The organism is Mesorhizobium sp. M1365 (assembly GCF_040317865.1).
GTDB lineage: Bacteria > Pseudomonadota > Alphaproteobacteria > Rhizobiales > Rhizobiaceae > Mesorhizobium.
Genome location: NZ_JAMYLG010000018.1, coordinates 1 through 16424 on the forward strand (window position 1 = coordinate 1; position 16424 = coordinate 16424).

At 62.9% G+C, this 16424-nt stretch carries 18 protein-coding genes, 1 tRNA gene and 1 riboswitch; of the genes, 14 read left to right on the forward strand and 5 right to left on the reverse strand.

Features of this window, described 5'->3' with window-relative positions:
• Positions 1–301 precede the first annotated feature (301 nt).
• From mce to NKH04_RS19550, 5 genes are all read left to right on the forward strand, one after another.
• Entirely contained in the window at positions 302–706 is a 405-nt protein-coding gene (gene mce, locus NKH04_RS19530; protein WP_352450005.1) for a methylmalonyl-CoA epimerase, read from the forward strand.
• Positions 703–987: a DUF1467 family protein gene (locus NKH04_RS19535; protein WP_352470241.1), complete on the forward strand. Its 285-nt coding sequence runs from the start codon at positions 703–705 to the stop codon at positions 985–987. Before mce ends, NKH04_RS19535 begins: the two co-directional genes overlap by 4 nt.
• A gap of 561 nt (positions 988–1548) precedes the next feature.
• Positions 1549–2877, forward strand: a complete 1329-nt coding sequence (proS, locus tag NKH04_RS19540; RefSeq protein WP_353044786.1) for a proline--tRNA ligase — start codon at positions 1549–1551, stop codon at positions 2875–2877.
• Positions 2874–4160, forward strand: a complete 1287-nt coding sequence (locus NKH04_RS19545) for a lipoprotein-releasing ABC transporter permease subunit (protein ID WP_353044787.1) — start codon at positions 2874–2876, stop codon at positions 4158–4160. The genes proS and NKH04_RS19545 overlap by 4 nt, the downstream gene beginning before the upstream one ends.
• Positions 4157–4840, forward strand: coding sequence for an ABC transporter ATP-binding protein (locus tag NKH04_RS19550; protein ID WP_352767896.1), 684 nt, complete (start codon positions 4157–4159; stop codon positions 4838–4840). Before NKH04_RS19545 ends, NKH04_RS19550 begins: the two co-directional genes overlap by 4 nt.
• 386 nt (positions 4841–5226) lie before the next feature.
• Here the strand turns inward: NKH04_RS19550 and lipB are convergent, their stop codons facing one another.
• Positions 5227–5970, reverse strand: coding sequence for a lipoyl(octanoyl) transferase LipB (gene lipB / locus NKH04_RS19555; RefSeq protein ID WP_353044788.1), 744 nt, complete (start codon positions 5968–5970; stop codon positions 5227–5229).
• A 175-nt stretch (positions 5971–6145) separates the two neighbouring features.
• On the opposite strand from lipB, the gene NKH04_RS19560 reads away from it, so the two are divergent.
• Together NKH04_RS19560 and NKH04_RS19570 are read left to right on the forward strand one after the other, a co-directional pair.
• Positions 6146–6230 (forward strand) — tRNA-Leu (locus NKH04_RS19560).
• Between the two features lie 454 nt (positions 6231–6684).
• A complete protein-coding gene (locus NKH04_RS19570; RefSeq protein WP_353044789.1) occupies positions 6685–7752 on the forward strand; it encodes a cyclic nucleotide-gated potassium channel in 1068 nt (355 codons plus the stop codon).
• Positions 7753–8095: 343 nt separating this feature from the next.
• Here NKH04_RS19570 and NKH04_RS19575 read toward each other — a convergent pair whose 3' ends face one another.
• Entirely contained in the window at positions 8096–9007 is a 912-nt protein-coding gene (locus tag NKH04_RS19575) for a phosphatase PAP2 family protein (protein ID WP_353044790.1), read from the reverse strand.
• Positions 9008–9353: 346 nt separating this feature from the next.
• Between NKH04_RS19575 and NKH04_RS19580 the strand changes: the two genes are divergently transcribed.
• The 4 genes from NKH04_RS19580 (at position 9354) to NKH04_RS19595 (ending at position 12425) form a co-directional block, all read left to right on the forward strand.
• Entirely contained in the window at positions 9354–9671 is a 318-nt protein-coding gene (locus NKH04_RS19580) for an ArsR/SmtB family transcription factor (protein ID WP_023676569.1), read from the forward strand.
• Positions 9668–10150 (forward strand): SRPBCC family protein, encoded by a 483-nt coding sequence (locus tag NKH04_RS19585; protein ID WP_352618927.1) that lies wholly within the window; start codon positions 9668–9670, stop codon positions 10148–10150. Before NKH04_RS19580 ends, NKH04_RS19585 begins: the two co-directional genes overlap by 4 nt.
• A gap of 351 nt (positions 10151–10501) precedes the next feature.
• Positions 10502–11899, forward strand: coding sequence for a magnesium transporter (gene mgtE, locus NKH04_RS19590; protein ID WP_502894205.1), 1398 nt, complete (start codon positions 10502–10504; stop codon positions 11897–11899).
• Between the two features lie 139 nt (positions 11900–12038).
• Positions 12039–12425 carry a MerR family transcriptional regulator gene (locus NKH04_RS19595; protein WP_023676566.1) on the forward strand — a complete coding sequence of 129 codons (387 nt, stop codon included), beginning with the start codon at positions 12039–12041 and terminating at the stop codon, positions 12423–12425.
• A gap of 18 nt (positions 12426–12443) precedes the next feature.
• Here the strand turns inward: NKH04_RS19595 and NKH04_RS19600 are convergent, their stop codons facing one another.
• From NKH04_RS19600 to NKH04_RS19610, 3 genes are all read right to left on the reverse strand, one after another.
• On the reverse strand, positions 12444–12950 hold the full coding sequence (locus NKH04_RS19600) for a methyltransferase family protein (protein ID WP_352454650.1): 507 nt from the start codon (positions 12948–12950) through the stop codon (positions 12444–12446).
• A 16-nt stretch (positions 12951–12966) separates the two neighbouring features.
• Positions 12967–13965 (reverse strand): heparan-alpha-glucosaminide N-acetyltransferase, encoded by a 999-nt coding sequence (locus tag NKH04_RS19605; protein ID WP_353044791.1) that lies wholly within the window; start codon positions 13963–13965, stop codon positions 12967–12969.
• 218 nt (positions 13966–14183) lie between these two features.
• Positions 14184–14576, reverse strand: coding sequence for an SRPBCC family protein (locus tag NKH04_RS19610; protein WP_353044792.1), 393 nt, complete (start codon positions 14574–14576; stop codon positions 14184–14186).
• 123 nt (positions 14577–14699) lie between these two features.
• Positions 14700–14896, forward strand: a riboswitch (cobalamin riboswitch).
• Positions 14897–14932: 36 nt separating this feature from the next.
• On the opposite strand from NKH04_RS19610, the gene NKH04_RS19615 reads away from it, so the two are divergent.
• From NKH04_RS19615 to cobU, 3 genes are read left to right on the forward strand one after another with little or no spacing between them, the layout of a single operon-like run.
• Complete coding sequence (locus NKH04_RS19615; RefSeq protein ID WP_023676561.1) at positions 14933–15112, forward strand: CbtB domain-containing protein; 180 nt, start codon at positions 14933–14935, stop codon at positions 15110–15112.
• Positions 15113–15127: 15 nt separating this feature from the next.
• Positions 15128–15910 (forward strand): CbtA family protein, encoded by a 783-nt coding sequence (locus tag NKH04_RS19620; protein ID WP_353044793.1) that lies wholly within the window; start codon positions 15128–15130, stop codon positions 15908–15910.
• Positions 15903–16424, forward strand: coding sequence for a bifunctional adenosylcobinamide kinase/adenosylcobinamide-phosphate guanylyltransferase (gene cobU / locus NKH04_RS19625; protein ID WP_352500975.1), 522 nt, complete (start codon positions 15903–15905; stop codon positions 16422–16424). The genes NKH04_RS19620 and cobU overlap by 8 nt, the downstream gene beginning before the upstream one ends.

Consider the following 16424-nt stretch of genomic DNA (forward strand, 5'->3'; position numbering starts at 1 on the left):
CCTTAGGCCCCCCCCCCCAAGGGCCCCGGCGCCCCCCCCCCCCCCCCCCCCCAAAAACCCCCCCCCCGGGGCCCCGCGGGGGGGGCCCGCGGGGGGGCGGGGCGCGGCCAACGAAGCCTGGGGCAAGAAGCCGCTGGTGACGGTGTTCGTCACGAGGTGACGAACAAGGGAGTAGGGGAGTAGGGCAGTAAGGGAGTAGGGAAGTAGGAAGTAGGAGCGCAAACAGATGCACTTCTAGATCCAGTTTTTCCCTACTCCCTTACTGCCTTACTCCCCTACTCCCCTAACCCGGGAGTACTCTATGCTCGGACGCCTCAACCATGTCGCGCTTGCGGTGCCGGATCTGGCCGCGGCCGCGGCGGTCTATCGCGATACGCTTGGCGCGCGCGTGACCGCGCCGCAGGCGCTGCCGGAGCATGGCGTTACGGTGGTGTTCGTCGATGTCGGCAACACCAGGATCGAGTTGCTCGAGCCGCTCGGCGAAGCCTCGCCGATCGCCGCATTCCTCGCGAAGAATCCGTCCGGCGGCATGCACCATGTCTGCTATGAGGTGGATGACATTGTTGCGGCGCGCGACCGTCTCAAGGCCAGCGGCGCGCGCGTGCTCGGCGACGGCAATCCGAAGATCGGCGCACATGGCAAGCCGGTATTGTTTCTGCACCCCAAGGATTTCTTCGGCACGCTGGTCGAACTGGAGCAAGCATGAGTTGGGTTTCGTTTATCGCCCTGTTCTTCGCCACATGGTGGGTGGTGTTGTTCGCCGTCCTGCCGTTCAGCATGCGGACGCAGGACGAGGATCGGGACGTGACGCTTGGCACGGTTCCGAGCGCACCGCGCGGACCGCACATGCTGCGCGCCGCGCTGCGCACGACGATCGCCACGCTGGTCCTCATGGGTATCTTCTACGGCATCACGAGAGGGCTTGGCCTCGGTATCGACGACATCCCGCACATCGTGCCGGATTTCAACCAGAGCCCAGCGCATTAGCCGGCTACCTATCGTGTCCGACTATCCCAGCCTAGCTGAGGCTCTGAAATCAAGCTGAGCCAGCAAGGTCAACCCAAAGTAAAGGCCGGGGCGGGTTTGGGCTGACGCAACGTCATGTGGTTTGATAATCTGTCGTGCTAACCAGATGATTGCACAAAAAAAATGCAAGGCGCGAGGCCTTGCAATTTAAACGCGTCCGATCTGTTTCCGGTGTCCGGCGGCAGCGAGTTACCGCGCCTAGATCGCATCCTCCCAAGACTTTGACCGCGTAGGAGGGCAGATTTTTCTCTACCCTCTCGGTTATGGGGGCACACTAGCCTAAGGCGGGTGAAAATGTCACGAAGAATTTTGCCCAGAAACAGGCAATCTCGTGCTGCAGTGCACAATAGTACGGCAGGCGTTGCTTGCGAAACGCCCAGCAAGCCGCGTGCGGCAATTGCGGCGCCTGTGCAGCGCCTGGGCCGGGTTTCCATTCCGCCATGAAATGGCTATGAAGCCGGGGCAAGCAAGCCTGCGCTGCGCCGATTCCGGCGCCGCCATCCTCTCTCACGGACCCAGTTCATGCGTTTGTCGCGCTATTTCCTGCCCATCCTCAAAGAAAATCCGCGCGAGGCTGAGATCGTCTCGCATCGGCTGATGCTGCGCGCCGGCATGATCCGCCAGCAGGGGCAGGGCAGCTTTTCCTGGCTGCCGCTCGGCAAGCGGGTGCTGGACAAGGTCTGCCGGATCATTCGCGAGGAGCAGAATCGCGCCGGCGCACTCGAAATCCTGATGCCGACCATCCAATCGGCCGAGCTGTGGCGCGAAAGCGGCCGCTATGAAGACTACGGCAAGGAGATGCTGCGCATCAAGGACCGGCAAGACCGCGATATGCTCTACGGGCCGACCAACGAGGAGATGGTCACCGAGATCTTCCGCTCCTATGTCAAGTCCTACAAGGACCTGCCGCTCAACCTCTATCACATCCAGTGGAAGTTTCGCGACGAGGTGCGCCCGCGCTTCGGCGTCATGCGTTCGCGCGAGTTCCTGATGAAGGACGCCTATTCCTTCGACCTCGATTATGAAGGCGCCAAGGCCGCCTATAACCGCATGTTCGTTTCCTATCTCAGGACGTTTACGCGCATGGGGCTGCAGGCCATCCCGATGCGCGCCGACACCGGGCCGATCGGCGGCGACCTCAGCCATGAGTTCATCATCCTGGCCGACACCGGCGAGAGCCAGGTGTTCTGCCATCGCGATTATCTTTCGCTGGCAGTGCCCGGCGCCGACACGGATTTTTCGAACGACGCCGAGATCGGCGGCATCGTCAAGACGTGGACGACGCCCTATGCCGCCACCGACGAGATGCATGACGAGGCGGCGTGGGAGAAGGTGCCCGCGAGCGACCGGGTCTCGGCGCGCGGCATCGAGGTTGGGCATATCTTCCATTTCGGCGACAAATATTCCAAGCCGATGGGCGCCAAGGTGACCGGGCCGGACGGCAAGGATCATTTCGTTTCTGGCGGTTCCTACGGCATCGGCCCGTCCAGGCTGGTCGCGGCGATCATCGAGGCCAGCCATGACGATAACGGCATCATCTGGCCGGAGGCGGTGGCACCGTTCGATGTCGGCCTGATCAACATGAAGGTTGGCGATGCCGAATGCGACCGCGTCTGCGGCGAGCTGAATGCCGCCTTTGCCGCCGCCGGCAAGGAGGTGCTCTACGACGACACCGACCAGCGGCCGGGCGGCAAGTTCGCCACCGCCGACCTGATCGGGCTCCCGTGGCAGGTGATCGTCGGGCCGCGTGGTGTCGCCGCCGGCGAGGTCGAAATCAAGAACCGCAGGACCGGCAAACGCGAGACGCTGCCGATCGCGGACGTGAAGCAGCGCTTCGGTGCCGCGGCATGAACGAAGCGGCGGCAGCAAGACCATCGGGCGCCGGGCCTTTTTCCGGCTTCGAGCGCTTGGTGGCGTGGCGCTACCTGCGCTCGCGCCGCAAGGAGACGGTGATTTCGGTGATCGCCTCGATCTCTTTCCTCGGCATCATGCTGGGCGTTGCCACGCTGATCGTCGTCATGGCGGTCATGAACGGCTTTCGCGCCGAACTTTTGACGCGCATCCTTGGCGTCAACGGGCACCTGATCGTGCAGCCGCTCGACATGCCGCTGGAGGACTATGACCAGGTCGCCGGCCGCATCAACGGCGTGCCCGGCGTCAAATATGCCATTCCGCTGATCGACGGGCAGGTGCTGGCGCAAGGCAATGTCGGCGGCGGCACCGGCGCGCTGGTGCGCGGTATACGCGGCGAGGATCTCGGCAAGATCACCATCGTCGCCAACAACATCAAGGAGGGCTCGATCGTCGGCTTCGACACCGGCGAGGGCGTCGCCATCGGCAGCCGCATGGCCGAGAATCTCGGCCTTGTGCTCGGCGATACCATCACGCTGATCTCGCCCGAGGGCGACATCACGCCGCTCGGCACGACGCCGCGCATGAAAGGCTATCCGATAACCGCGATCTTCGAGGTCGGCATGTCGGAATATGACAGCTCCATCGTCTACATGCCGTTTTCCGAAGCGCAGCTTTACTTCAACATGGACGGGCGGGCGCAGACGATCGAGATCTACGCCGACAATCCCGACAATATCGACGCGCTGAAGCCGAAGGTCGAAGAGGCGGCGCAGCGGCCGATCAGCCTTGTCGATTGGCGGGAGCGTAACAAGACGTTCTTCGACGCGCTGCAGGTCGAGCGCAACGTCATGTTCATGATCCTGACGCTGATCGTGCTGGTGGCGGCGCTCAACATCATTTCGGGCCTGATCATGCTGGTGAAGGACAAGGGCCACGACATCGCCATCCTGCGCACCATGGGCGCCACGCGCGGCGCGATCCTGCGCATCTTCCTGATGACCGGGGCTGCGATCGGCGTTGTCGGCACCATCGCCGGCGTGCTGCTCGGCATCGTAATCTGCCTCAACGTCGAGCGCATCCGCCAGTTCTTCTCCTGGCTGGCCGACGAGAGGCTGTTCAATCCCGAGCTTTATTTCCTCAGCCAGTTGCCTGCCCGCATGGATGCCAGCGAGACGATCTCGGTCGTTCTCATGGCATTGGCGCTGTCGTTCCTGGCGACGCTGTTTCCGGCGTGGCGCGCAGCCAGGCTCGATCCGGTCGAAGCGCTGAGGTACGAATGACGGCCGAGGCCATTATCGAGCTGAAGAGCGTCGAGCGGCACTATGTGCAGGGGCCGCGCAAGCTGACCATCCTGAACGGCGCCGATTTTTCGCTGAAGCGTGGCGAGATGGTGGCGCTTGTGGCGCCGTCGGGCACCGGCAAGTCGACGTTGCTCCACACCGCCGGGCTGCTGGAGCGACCGGACGCCGGCGACGTGATCCTGGCGGGGCGCGCCTGCGGCCGGCTTTCCGACGACGAACGCACGGCGATCCGCCGCAACGACGTCGGCTTCGTCTACCAGTTCCATCATTTGTTGCCTGAGTTTTCTGCGCTGGAAAACATCATGATGCCGCAGCTGATAAAAGGGCTGCCGCGCAAGGAGGCGGCCGAACGGGCGGCGCAATTGCTCGACTATATGCAGATCGGCAAGCGGGCACAGCATCGCCCCTCCGAGCTCTCCGGCGGCGAGCAGCAGCGGGTCGCCATTGCGCGTGCCGTCGCCAATGCGCCGCTGGTGCTTTTGGCCGACGAGCCGACCGGCAATCTCGACCCGGTGACTGCTTCCTATGTGTTCGAGGCGCTGGCAGCACTGGTCCGGCAATCGGGCCTGGCGGCGCTCATCGCCACCCACAATCACGAGCTCGCCTCGCGCATGGACCGCCGCGTGACGCTGGCCGACGGCAAGGTCGTGCCGCTTTAGAGTGCGCTGCAATTGAGGCGATGACGGCCTGCGAGCTGCGGTGCGCCGTCCCGCCGCTTTCGCGCGCCTGTCGGCCCCGAAACGCTCGGCATCTCCCTCTCAACCGTTTCTTAACCCTGTCGAAATGACCGAGCGCAATTCCGGTGACGCCCGGACTGCGATCGTTGACATTCGAACAAAATTAGAACAAAATACGAACATACTAACAACAGGAGAGAGTTATGACCGATCTTGTTCAGGATGTCGTCTCGCTGGTGTGCATGAGCACGTTCCTCATTTCCATGGCAATCTGGATCGGCGCGATGTGAGGATTGAGCTCAAGGGCGGCCTCATGCTGATGAGCGAGGGCCGCCTTCGCATATTGGCGCAGGCATTGGGCGAGTGTTTCAGCCGGCCTTGCGGGAAACTTCGACAGGCGACACCGCGGCGGGCCCGAACACGTCCTCGAAAGCGGATTTCAGCGCCAGGTCGAGGTCGGCCATGGTCACGGAAAGGCCGAGGTCGACAAGGCTGGTGACGCCGTGATCCTGGACGCCGCACGGCACGATGCCGCTGAAATGGCTAAGGTCCGGCTCGACATTGATGGCGATGCCGTGAAAGCTCACCCAGCGCCTCAGCCTGATGCCGATGGCGGCGATCTTGTCCTCGGCCGCCGAGCCGTCGGGCAAAGCGGGGCGGTCCGGCCGAACCACCCAGACGCCGACGCGGTCCTCGCGGCGTTCGCCGCGTACGTTGAAGGCGGCCAGCGAGCCGATGATCCATTGTTCGAGTGCGGCGACGAAGGCGCGGACATCCTCGCGCCGCCGCTTCAGGTCGAGCATGACGTAGGCGACGCGCTGGCCCGGCCCATGATAGGTGTATTCGCCGCCACGCCCGGCGGCAAAGACCGGGAAACGGTCCGGCTCGATCAGGTCCTCGATGCGGGCGCTGGTGCCGGCGGTGTAGAGCGGCGGGTGCTCGACCAGCCAGACCATCTCGCCGGCGGCGCCGCTGCGGATTGCCTCGGCGCGCGCCTCCATCACGGCGAGCGCATCGGGATAGGCGGTGAGCCCCGGCTCGATGCGCCATTCGACCGGCGCCGAGCCGGGCAAGGGCAGGAACGACGTGGCGATCTGGCTGCGTTCTGTCATGATATCTCGTCTCGCCACTCATATGGCGGCAATCGGTACAAACGTCCAGTTCCGGCACGTTCGGCCCTTGAACAGTTATGCCGATGTCCGGCCGATTATTGCTGGCCGCGCACTTGTTTCACCGGAAACGATTTGCTACACGCCGCGGGCCGGTTGGTTCCGGCTCCTACCACGTGCGGTCGTGGCGGAATTGGTAGACGCGCAGCGTTGAGGTCGCTGTGGGGCAACCCGTGGAAGTTCGAGTCTTCTCGACCGCACCATTAAATTCGAAAGCGGAACCTCTAACCCGTTGAATTCGAGCACGGCGGGGAGCGTCCTTGTCGGGGCGCGAGGCTTTTTGCCTGGTTGCGATCACGAATGTGGCCCAGTGAAGAAGCAATCGGCGCGCGGAGCCATCTATGCGGTTGGCGTGCAAACTATTCGCGCACCAAGCGTCCGGTTGCCCACCAGATCACCGACACAACAATGATCGATGCGTAGCCGTCCACGGCATAGTGCCAGCCAGTGAACACCGATCCGTACAGGATCAGGGCTGCAAAGGTCCAACCCAGAACGAGCCGGCGCTGGGTGTGGTTCGAGGGGCAGCTCGATCTCGACGCTGATCGGATGGTTCATGGCCTATGGTCCAGCGACGATCGCAGCGAAAATAAGCCCCTTTGCGCTTGCCTTGAAGGCATCCTATTCTGGCGGGTAGTATCCGCTCGTGGGCATAGAATGTCGGTACTGCCTTTCCTAAGAATTTACGCGCCGCTCAACGCGGTGCTGGCTGCGACTGGGCTTGTGGCGGTGGCTACGCTCACGACACCGGACCTGTCCGGACGAAGCAGACTGGCTTTGGCTGCCGTGCTCGCGGTCATTTGGGGCGTCTATCTCCTGGAATTGGCCGAGAAACTGCTCAAGCGCCGGGCGGGAGACGTTCGGGACAGGACGCCGGCAATCGCCATTGATGTGCTCGCGGTTTTGGTTCCACTCGCCGCATTTCTGCTCGTCGGCACGCCCGACCGGAGCCTCTACTGTGCTGTCTGGCTGCTGAAACCGCTGCGCGACTCAACTTTCTTCCCGCTGCTGGGCAGAATCCTGACCAACGAAGCGCGCAACCTGATCGGCGTCGCCACGGTCTTCGGCATCGTTCTTTTCGGTTTTGCGCTCGCAGCCTATGTCATCGAGCGCGACGTCCAACCGCAACAGTTCGGCAGCATCCCCCAGGCAATGTGGTGGGCGGTGGTCACGCTGTCCACCACCGGCTATGGCGACGCTATTCCGGAAAGCTTCACCGGCCGCGTCCTTGCCGGGGCGGTCATGATGAGTGGCATCGGCATCTTCGCGCTCTGGGCTGGCATTCTTGCCACCGGCTTTTATCAAGAAGTCCGTCGCGAGGATTTCGTCCGCAATTGGCAATTGGTCGCCGCCGTGCCGCTGTTTCAGAAGCTCGGCCCGGCCACACTAGTCGAGATCGTGCGCGCATTACGACCTCGCATCGTGCCGGCGGGCGCTGTGATCTGCCGCAATGGCGAGACCGGTGACCAGATGTTCTTCGTCGTGGAGGGGCGCGTCAGCGTCGCGACGCCGAACCCGGTGGAGCTGGGCCCTGGCGCCTTCTTCGGCGAGATGGCGCTGATCACCGGCGAACCACGCTCGGCGACCGTCAGCGCCACAACGGTGGTCTCACTCCTGTCGCTACACTCGGCGGATTTCCAGATGCTGTGCAGCAGCAGCCCGGAGATCGCAGAAACCATCCGCAAGACCGCGCTCGAGCGGCGCGGCGCGGCAGCTAAGGGTTGACCGTACTAGGTGTTCGTCAGAGGAGGATGTGATGGCAAGGCTGCCAGCTGCCTGCCGATGGTGGCTGGCTGGAACTACATGCTTTGCCGCTGCCGAACCATCCTCAATACAAATCGCCACGGAATCGTAGAAAAATGGCTTAAAATCAACGCGGGAGGCGTTGCGGCGCTGCATCTCGACCGCACCATCAAATTCGAAAGCGGAATCTCTTGCCCGTTGAATTCGAGCACGGCAGGGAGCGTCCTTGTCGGGGCACGTGCTTTTTGCCTGATTGCGGTCGCGAGTTTGGCTTATGCGAAGTGGCCATCGGCAGGCATGGCCATCTATCGACAAGCGCACATAACTATTCGCGCACCAGGCGTCCGGTCGCCCACCAAATCACCGACACAACAACGATCGATGCGTAGCCGTCCACGGCATAGTGCCAGCCAGTGAACACCGATCCGTACAGGATCAGGGCTGCAAAGGTCCAACCCAGAACGCCAAGCCAGCGATTGATCGATGACAGCAAATAGGCGTTCAATGCGGCAAAGGCGACATGCATGCTTGGCATGGCCGAGATGCCGCCGCCAAGACTTGGCCGGCCGCTTTGGTAAGCCATCAGGAGATATGCCGCGGGTTCCCGCACCATGTAACTATGGTCCAGCCTGTCCAAGGCCGCATTCAATCCGTGGAAGCGATCCACGCCGACAAAGTGGTGGTAGTAAACCGGTCCGACCGATGCCAGCGCCAGGGCCAAGACCGTTCCGAGGACGGACAACGTCAGCGCTGCTGCGCAGAGATAGCGGATGCGGGCAATCTCGTCGGACCAGAGCGACACGAAAAGGATGGCGCCGAACCACTGGTAAAACCAAATGACTTCATAGCTGTTGAAGACGACGAACGACCAATTGTTGCTGTCGAGCTTATGGACGATCTCCCATGGCGGCATCCCGTGCAGCCATTCATCAGCGTCGGCCAACCAGTTGTCGGCATAGTATGGGACGACGGACGGGATGGCGATCTTGTAGGTAGAGAACGCGGTCAAGCTGGCAAAGAAGAACAGCAGCACCAGCAGACAACCGCGCCAGCGCCCTTGAACCAAATCCAGTGCGTAGCGAACCGGTTGCCGCCGGCCATGGATTAGCGCGGCACAGCAGACGCCACCGATAAACAACACCGGAATGCCAACAAGAAACTTGTGAGAATAGATTAAGGCGGACGTATAGAATATTTCTGGATATAATCCAGATGCGCCTAAAACGTATGTCGCCATGAACAAGGAGAGCCGCAATTGCCATATGGCGGAGGGCCTGTAGCGAGAGGCTTCCGTGGTTAGGGCCAAACCAATTTACCTGTTCTTAACGTTTCGCCGGAGAGACACATACACCGGTAAGGTAAAAACCTTGCCGCCAGGTTTACTTTTCCCCGGTGGTCGACATTTGCCGGCCGGCCCGCATGCGGTGGATCGATTCCCTGAGCAGTCTTGCATCCGCATCGCTGTCCATGCCCCCGCGTGAAGGAATTGCCCCGGAGCCTCGGGGCCGAGCCGGCCGGTTGCTTGAACACGGGCCCGCCACGCCCTCGGTTGACTTATCATAAGTTTTAGCTTATCATAAGTCATGATTTATGATTATGCAGGAATGGTGGCCTTGGCCGATCCGACGCGCCGCAAGGTGTTCGAGCTCATCGCCGATCGGCCACGCTCGGTCATAGATCTGACGCGAGTGCTTCCGGTCTCGCAGCCGGCGGTATCGCAGCACCTCAAGGTCTTGAAGGAAGCCCGGCTGGTCCGCGCAGAGCCGAAAGGTGCCAGCAACATCTATCATCTCGACCCGCATGGGCTCGGCGAGATGCGTGCCTGGCTCGACCGCATGTGGGGCGATGCGCTCGACGCCTTCAAACGGGAAGTCGACAACAGCAAGGAGAAGAGGAAATGACGACCATGATCAAGCCCGCGCCGGTCAGGAAGTCGGTGACGGTGGAGGTGCCGCTCGACAAGGCATTCGATGTGTTCACCACAGGATTCGGGCGCTGGTGGCCGGCTTCGCACTCGATCGGCAAATCCGCCCTGACGACCGCGGTGATCGAACCGAAAGCCGGCGGCCGCTGGTACGAGATCGACGAGGATGGGTCACAATGCGATTGGGGCGAGGTTCTCGCCTGGGATCCGCCGTCGAGGCTGACGCTCGCCTGGCGCATTGGAGCCGGCTGGCGCTACGATCCGGCATTGCTGACCGAAGTCGAGATCCGCTTTGTCGCGCTCGGCGAGAACGCGACGCGCGTGGAACTCGAGCACAGGCTTCTGGAGAACATGGGCGAAACCGCAGAGGCGATGCGCGAGGCCTTCGAATCGGAGGGTGGCTGGAGCGGTCTCCTGGACCGCTATGCGGCTGAGGCCAAGCGCCACGCCGCCTGATCGGGAAGCCGTTAAGTCCAATATCCAGCGAGGCCGTCGCACCTTCGGCCTCGCCGTTTTTGAATCAGTGTCGATCTGCCCATCTGGTTGACCGGGGCGGGGAGATACGCTGCCCTTTACCTGCCGCCGCGAAGGTTTGCAGCGCCGCAGGTTTGTAGAACGTCCTCTCCTCCTACCATCCGGTATGCGCCGCGTCGTTTGGACGCGCGAACGGCGCTGTAGCAATTTGTCGTTGTGCATGGTCCTTTCGCAAAATCGATTCCGATTGTCAGGATCATGGTCTAGACCTGACAGGCACCTTATCCGGAAATCCGATGGCGGGAGGCGCTGGTGGAAGGCCAGGACGAACAGATGACCGGCGCCAGGGCGGCTGAGGAGCGCCGCGCCGACATCTATGACGAGGACGGCGTCATCCTGTCGTCGTTCCTCGCCCAGATCGGTGCCGCGATCGCCGATCGCGATACGCTGACGCTGAAGCGCGAAGTCGACGATCTGCACCAGTCGGAACTCGGCCACCTGCTCGAGGCCCTGCACCCGGAACAGCGACGCGCGCTGGTCGAATTGCTGGGCAAGGATTTCGATTTTTCCGCGCTGACCGAGGTTGACGAGGCGATCCGCCGCGACATCGTCGACAGTCTGCCCAATGCGCAGATCGCCCAGGCGGTGCAGGATCTCGATTCCGACGACGCGGTCTACATTCTCGAAGACCTCGACCAGGAGGACCAGGACGAGATCCTGTCGCAGCTGCCGTTCACCGAGCGGATCAGGCTGCGGCGTTCGCTTGACTATCCCGAAGAGACCGCCGGCCGCCGCATGCAGACCGAGTTCGTCGCGGTGCCGCCGTTCTGGACGATCGGCCAGACCATCGACTATATGCGCGAGGACAACAATCTTCCCGACCGTTTCAGCCAGATCTTCGTCATCGATCCGAGCTTTAAGCTGCTCGGCGCCATCGACCTCGACCAGATCCTGCGTACCAAGCGCTCGGTCAAGGTCGAAGAGGTCATGCATGAGACCAGGCATGCCATCCCGGCCACCATGGACCAGGAGGAGGCGGCACGCGAATTCGAACAATACGATCTCCTGTCCGCCGCCGTCGTCGACGAGAACGAGCGGCTGGTCGGCGTGCTGACCATCGACGACGTCGTCGACGTCATCCAGCAGGAGGCCGAGGAAGATCTGCTGCGCATGGGCGGCGTCGGCGACGAAGAACTCTCGGACAGCATCTTTTCGACCTCGCGCTCGCGCGTGCCGTGGCTGCTGGTCAATCTTTTGACGGCTTTCCTGGCGGCCTCGGTGATCGGCCTGTTCGACCGCACCATCGAGCATATCGTGGCGCTGGCGGTGCTGATGCCGATCGTCGCCGGCATGGGCGGCAATGCCGGCTCGCAGACCATGACGGTCACGGTGCGGGCGCTGGCGACCAGGGACCTCGACATCTACAATGCCGGCCGCATCATCCGCCGCGAAATCGGGGTGGGCTTCATCAACGGCATCATCTTTGCCATCCTGATCGGCCTCGTGGCTGCTGCCTGGTTCCACGATCGCAATCTCGGCGGCATCATTGCGGCTGCGATGATCATCAATATGTTCGTGGCGGCTCTGGCGGGCATCCTTATCCCGCTGCTGCTCGACCGCTTCAAGATCGATCCGGCTGTGGCTTCGGCGGTTTTCGTCACCACGGTCACCGATGTCGTCGGTTTCTTTGCCTTTCTCGGGCTCGCCACATGGTGGTTCGGCGTGCGCTGAACGTCACCTCAGTTGACTTTTACGTAAATGCCATGCGAGGCTTTGAAAGGTGCCTTGTCCGCCGATTCTGGTACGCGCCTGGGCGCTGGCGGCGCCGGCCAGTTGGAACTCGCGGCGTGGCCGGGGCATTGGAGTGACGATGCGGGAATATTATTCGATCACGGAACTGACCCGCGAATTCGACGTGTCGACGCGGACGTTGCGCTTCTACGAGGACGAAGGGCTGGTGCAGCCGGTAAGACGCGGCCGCACGCGGCTGTTCCGTCCGTCGGACCGGCATCTCATCCGCCAGATCATGCGGGGAAAAAGGCTCGGCTTCTCGATCAACGAGATCCGCGAGATCATCCAGATGTACAGGGAGCCGCCCGGCGAGGTAGGCCAGCTCAAGCTGATGATCAAGCGCATCGAGGAAAAGCGCGAGGATCTTCGCCAGAAACGCCGCGACCTCGAAGAGACCCTGGCAGAGCTCGACCAGGCCGAGGAATCCTGCGTCGAGCGGCTGGTGGAGCTCGGCGTCACCACCTAAGCCGGTGTCAGCCTCGGCTCAAATCCAGCGCCGCACCCTTTTGGCGTAGTCCCGGTATTTCTTGCCGAATTTGGCCGTCAGCACCTTCTCCTCGCTCTCGATCGTCAGCTTCTGCGTCAGGAACGCCGCGATGACTGCCAGCGGCAGGAACCAGGCGATCCCAGTGACAAAGGCGAGGCTGACCAGCAGCAGCGTGTTGGCGAGGTAGATCGGGTTGCGGCTGACGGCGAAGGGTCCGGTGGTCACCAGATGGTCAGGCACGCCGTTCGGGTTGAGCGTCGTCTTGGCGCGGATCATGGTGCGGATTGCCGTGAACCAGAGCGCGGCAACCGCCACCAACCCCACAAGGCCGGCGGCGAACAGGATGTCGCCGAGAAGATCGCCGATCCACGGCAGCGGATAGAACAGCCCTAGCGCGACGCTGACGATGATGGCAGCGATATAGATCAGCGGCGGCCATGGGATGTGCCCCAGCTTCGGCTGCCCAGGATTTTGCTGCACGGGTTTCGGGTGACTGTCGCTCATTATTGTCCTCCCTCGATTAGCGCGTTCCCGGTTCCGCCGCCTCGGTTTGGGCGGTGCAGGTGCCGGCGAGCTCGCCAATATGCGCCTTCCACTCCGGGGACTGGTCGTCGCTGTAGAGCCGGTCAAGCGAGGCTTCGCCCTGGAGAGTGTCCAGCATGCAGGCACAATAGCTGGAGCAGAACTCGGTGTCGCGTGCCTGCTCGCAGGATATCTGGCAGGATTTCAGAAAACTCACCTCCCTGGTTTCGGCCTGCGCCGGCATGAATTGCGAAAACAGCCAGACCGAGCCGATCAGCACCGGCTGATGGATCAGGTAGAAGGCAAGGCTGTGCCGGCCGATGAAGACCAGCGGATTTGCCCAGCGGCCAGGCGCCAAGGCCGACAGCCGCGTCAGCGCGCCGGAGGTGGCGGCGAGCTTGGTAACCGCGATGCCGGCAAGTACGGCGCCGAACCAGGGCAGCAGTGGAACGTAGTCGTTGGAGCGCGGGTTGGTCGCCGACAGGCCGACCCACCACAAAGCCGGATGATCGAAAAGCTCAGATCGCAGGTAGAAAGGCGCGGCAATAGCGAGGGCCGCCACGGCAAGCGTCAGTAGCGCCGGGAGGCGCAGGAACGCCAGGCCGAGCAGGCTGGCGAGCGCGATCTCGTGCAATATGCCGAAGAAGATGAAGCCGTCGGGCGTGGCGATGCGGGTGACCAGCGATATTGCGAGCGCTGCCCCGGCAACCATGGCGAAGCGCTTCCAGAAGCCGGTCCAGCGGATTTTCTTGCCATGGGCGAGATAGAGGCTGATGCCGACCAGGAACAGGAAGCTCGAGGCGATGCAGCGCGCGTAGATTTTCCACCAGCCGAAGGCGGTGAGGCCGGGATCGGTGTAGCCGAAGAATTCGAGGTCCCAGGTGAAATGATAGCTCGCCATGGCAAGCAAAGCGATGCCGCGTGCAATGTCGATAGCGGCGATGCGCTTCGACTTCGGTTGATCCTGAACGGCTGCGCTCGGCGTGTCGATGCTCATGGTCTCGCTGTCTTGGTTCAGCCCCGGCAAGACGACTATCACGGTTGCCACCGTCAAAAGAAGCAGGGCCTTGCGTCGTGTTGGCGCCGGTCGGCATCAGAGCTGCTTTAGGCCAGAGCCGGAAAGCCTTTGGCCGGCGTGCTGGCGTTTTTCGGACTGGGCGCTGTTTTCGCGACGCTCGGCCTGCTGGCGGTGGCCTGCGGCTTCGTCACCTGGCGCTATCTGCCCAAATCGCTTTGATGTGTGAGCGCCGCATGGCGCTCGCGCACCCAGTTGTGGAAGCGGTGCAAGTCGTATTCCTCGGGCATCAGTACGCCGGCCTTGTGGCGCATCGAGCGCAGGCCCATCTGGTTGACCTCGCAGATATCAGCATCCTCCTCCAGCACCTGGGTACCGAACGCGACGATGTTGTCGATATCGGCGGCCGGATCGGCGAGCGCTTCGCGTCGCGGCAGACGAGCAGCCAGTTGCGATACCAGATGGCCTCGAGATCGCGCTGATAGGCTGCGATGTCCCAATAGGCTGTTTGACGGCAGCGTCGGCTCGGGCCGCGTCAGGCCGTTGTAGGGATCGCTTGTTCGGGCTGGGTTGCATGCCGGCTTCCTCCGCATCCGCCAGCCGACACCCGGCTGCGAAAATTGTCAATCGCGGCGCCGGTCTGCGAACTTGGCGAGGCGGCGCATTCGCCACACGATCCGGCGGAATTTGGTTTGCCGGGCGCGGCGATTCTGCCTATAGTCGCTGATGTCGTCGGTTCCGTTTGGAACCAAGAGGGAATGCGGTTAGGGCAAGTTGTTTGCCCAATGCCGCGGCTGCCCCCGCAACTGTGTGCGGTAGTCCTCTCCATATGCCACTGAAGGTTCGCCTTCGGGAAGGTGGGGAAGGGCGCTGATCCGCGAGCCAGGAGACCTGCCGGCGACAGGAAACTGACTTCTATGCCCTCGGGTGGAGGGCGAAAGGACAAGACATGAATACCGCTTCCGTTTCGCTCGGCGCTTCCGCCTCCTCGCAGTCGCGTCTCATGCAGCTGGCGCTTGCTGCATTCCTCGGCATTTTCGTCATGGGCTTTGTCGGCTTCTCGCATATCGATGCGGTCCACAATGCCGCGCACGACTATCGCCATTCGATGGGCTTTCCCTGCCACTAACAAGGGGCTGACATCATGACACTGTTTCGCAACGTCGTGTTCATCGCGGCGATCGCAGGGCTTGTGGCCGGCGTGGCTCTCGCCTGCATGCAAGCCTATGCCACGGTGCCGCTCATCCTGAAGGCGGAAGTCTACGAACAGGCCGGCGGCGGCCATGACCATGCCGCGGCACCTGCGGCACCGGCCGAAAACGCCGCGGGCACGACGGCTATGAGCAGCGCCGCGCCGGCACCGGCTGAAGCAATGGCTCCGGCGGAAGACGAAGGCTGGGCGCCGGCCGACGGTTTCGAGCGCTTCGGCTTCAGCGTCGTTGCCAATATCGTCACCGGCATCGGCTTTGCGCTGGTCCTGGTTGCGGTTTCGGAATTCGCCGGCGGCATCGGCAACTGGCGCCAGGGCCTGTTCTGGGGGCTTGCCGGCTTTGCCGTGTTCACGCTGGCGCCGGGCCTCGGCCTGCCGCCGGAACTGCCGGCGATGCCGGCGGCCGACCTTGTCCAACGCCAGATCTGGTGGTGGGCAACAGTGGTGGCGACCGCCGCCGGGCTCGGCCTTATCGCCTTCCGCAGATGGTTGCCGCTGGCGATCCTTGCCGTAGCGTTGATCGTGGCGCCGCATATTGTCGGCGCGCCGCAGCCCGATAGCTTCGAGACGGCGATCCCGGAAGGCCTGCACCACCAGTTCGTGGTGGCGGTGACGCTGACCAATCTGGTGTTCTGGCTGGTGCTCGGCGCGGTCGTCGCCGTGGTGCGCGGACGCTTCACGGGCACGGCGACCAGCCTGCGCGACAGCTTTGCCTGACCGCGCTGCCGGGGCACTCACCCTGGTCATCGGCGGTGCGCGCTCCGGCAAGAGCGCGCATGCTGAGAGCCTGGTGACGGTCGGCCCGCCGCCTTGGAGCTATATCGCCACGGCGCAAGCCTATGACGAGGAGATGCGCCAGCGCATCGCGCTGCACCGCTCGCGCCGCGGCGCCGGCTGGACGACCATCGATGCGCCGCTCGACCTTGCCGGCGCGATCGGAGCGCTGCCTGACGGCCAGCCGGTGCTGATCGATTGCCTGACGCTGTGGCTGACCAATCACATGCTGGCCGACCATGATGTCGAGGCCGAATGCCGGAGGCTGGCCGATGTGCTGTCGCGGCCGCGTGGGCCGTGGTTCGTGGTGTCCAACGAGGTCGGCCAGGGCATCGTGCCGGACAATGCGCTGGCAAGACGGTTTCGCGACGCCGCCGGCCGGCTGAACCAGGACGTCGCGGCTGTTGCCGGCACCGTGCTTTTGATGGTGGCGGGGCTGCCGCTCAAGGTGAAATGA

Bases quoted from the DNA above. Each gene is read 5' to 3' on its own strand.
- NKH04_RS19620 (WP_353044793.1), top strand. From the start codon at position 15,128: ATGACACTGTTTCGCAACGTCGTGTTCATCGCGGCGATCGCAGGGCTT.
- mgtE (WP_502894205.1), top strand. From the start codon at position 10,502: ATGACCGGCGCCAGGGCGGCTGAGGAGCGCCGCGCCGACATCTATGAC.
- NKH04_RS19605 (WP_353044791.1), bottom strand. From the start codon at position 13,965: ATGAGCATCGACACGCCGAGCGCAGCCGTTCAGGATCAACCGAAGTCG.
- proS (WP_353044786.1), top strand. From the start codon at position 1,549: ATGCGTTTGTCGCGCTATTTCCTGCCCATCCTCAAAGAAAATCCGCGC.
- NKH04_RS19550 (WP_352767896.1), top strand. From the start codon at position 4,157: ATGACGGCCGAGGCCATTATCGAGCTGAAGAGCGTCGAGCGGCACTAT.
- NKH04_RS19545 (WP_353044787.1), top strand. From the start codon at position 2,874: ATGAACGAAGCGGCGGCAGCAAGACCATCGGGCGCCGGGCCTTTTTCC.
- NKH04_RS19585 (WP_352618927.1), top strand. From the start codon at position 9,668: ATGACGACCATGATCAAGCCCGCGCCGGTCAGGAAGTCGGTGACGGTG.
- NKH04_RS19575 (WP_353044790.1), bottom strand. From the start codon at position 9,007: ATGGCGACATACGTTTTAGGCGCATCTGGATTATATCCAGAAATATTC.
- NKH04_RS19570 (WP_353044789.1), top strand. From the start codon at position 6,685: ATGTCGGTACTGCCTTTCCTAAGAATTTACGCGCCGCTCAACGCGGTG.
- NKH04_RS19610 (WP_353044792.1), bottom strand. From the start codon at position 14,576: ATGCGGAGGAAGCCGGCATGCAACCCAGCCCGAACAAGCGATCCCTAC.
- NKH04_RS19580 (WP_023676569.1), top strand. From the start codon at position 9,354: ATGATTTATGATTATGCAGGAATGGTGGCCTTGGCCGATCCGACGCGC.
- NKH04_RS19600 (WP_352454650.1), bottom strand. From the start codon at position 12,950: ATGAGCGACAGTCACCCGAAACCCGTGCAGCAAAATCCTGGGCAGCCG.
- NKH04_RS19615 (WP_023676561.1), top strand. From the start codon at position 14,933: ATGAATACCGCTTCCGTTTCGCTCGGCGCTTCCGCCTCCTCGCAGTCG.
- mce (WP_352450005.1), top strand. From the start codon at position 302: ATGCTCGGACGCCTCAACCATGTCGCGCTTGCGGTGCCGGATCTGGCC.
- lipB (WP_353044788.1), bottom strand. From the start codon at position 5,970: ATGACAGAACGCAGCCAGATCGCCACGTCGTTCCTGCCCTTGCCCGGC.
- NKH04_RS19535 (WP_352470241.1), top strand. From the start codon at position 703: ATGAGTTGGGTTTCGTTTATCGCCCTGTTCTTCGCCACATGGTGGGTG.
- NKH04_RS19595 (WP_023676566.1), top strand. From the start codon at position 12,039: ATGCGGGAATATTATTCGATCACGGAACTGACCCGCGAATTCGACGTG.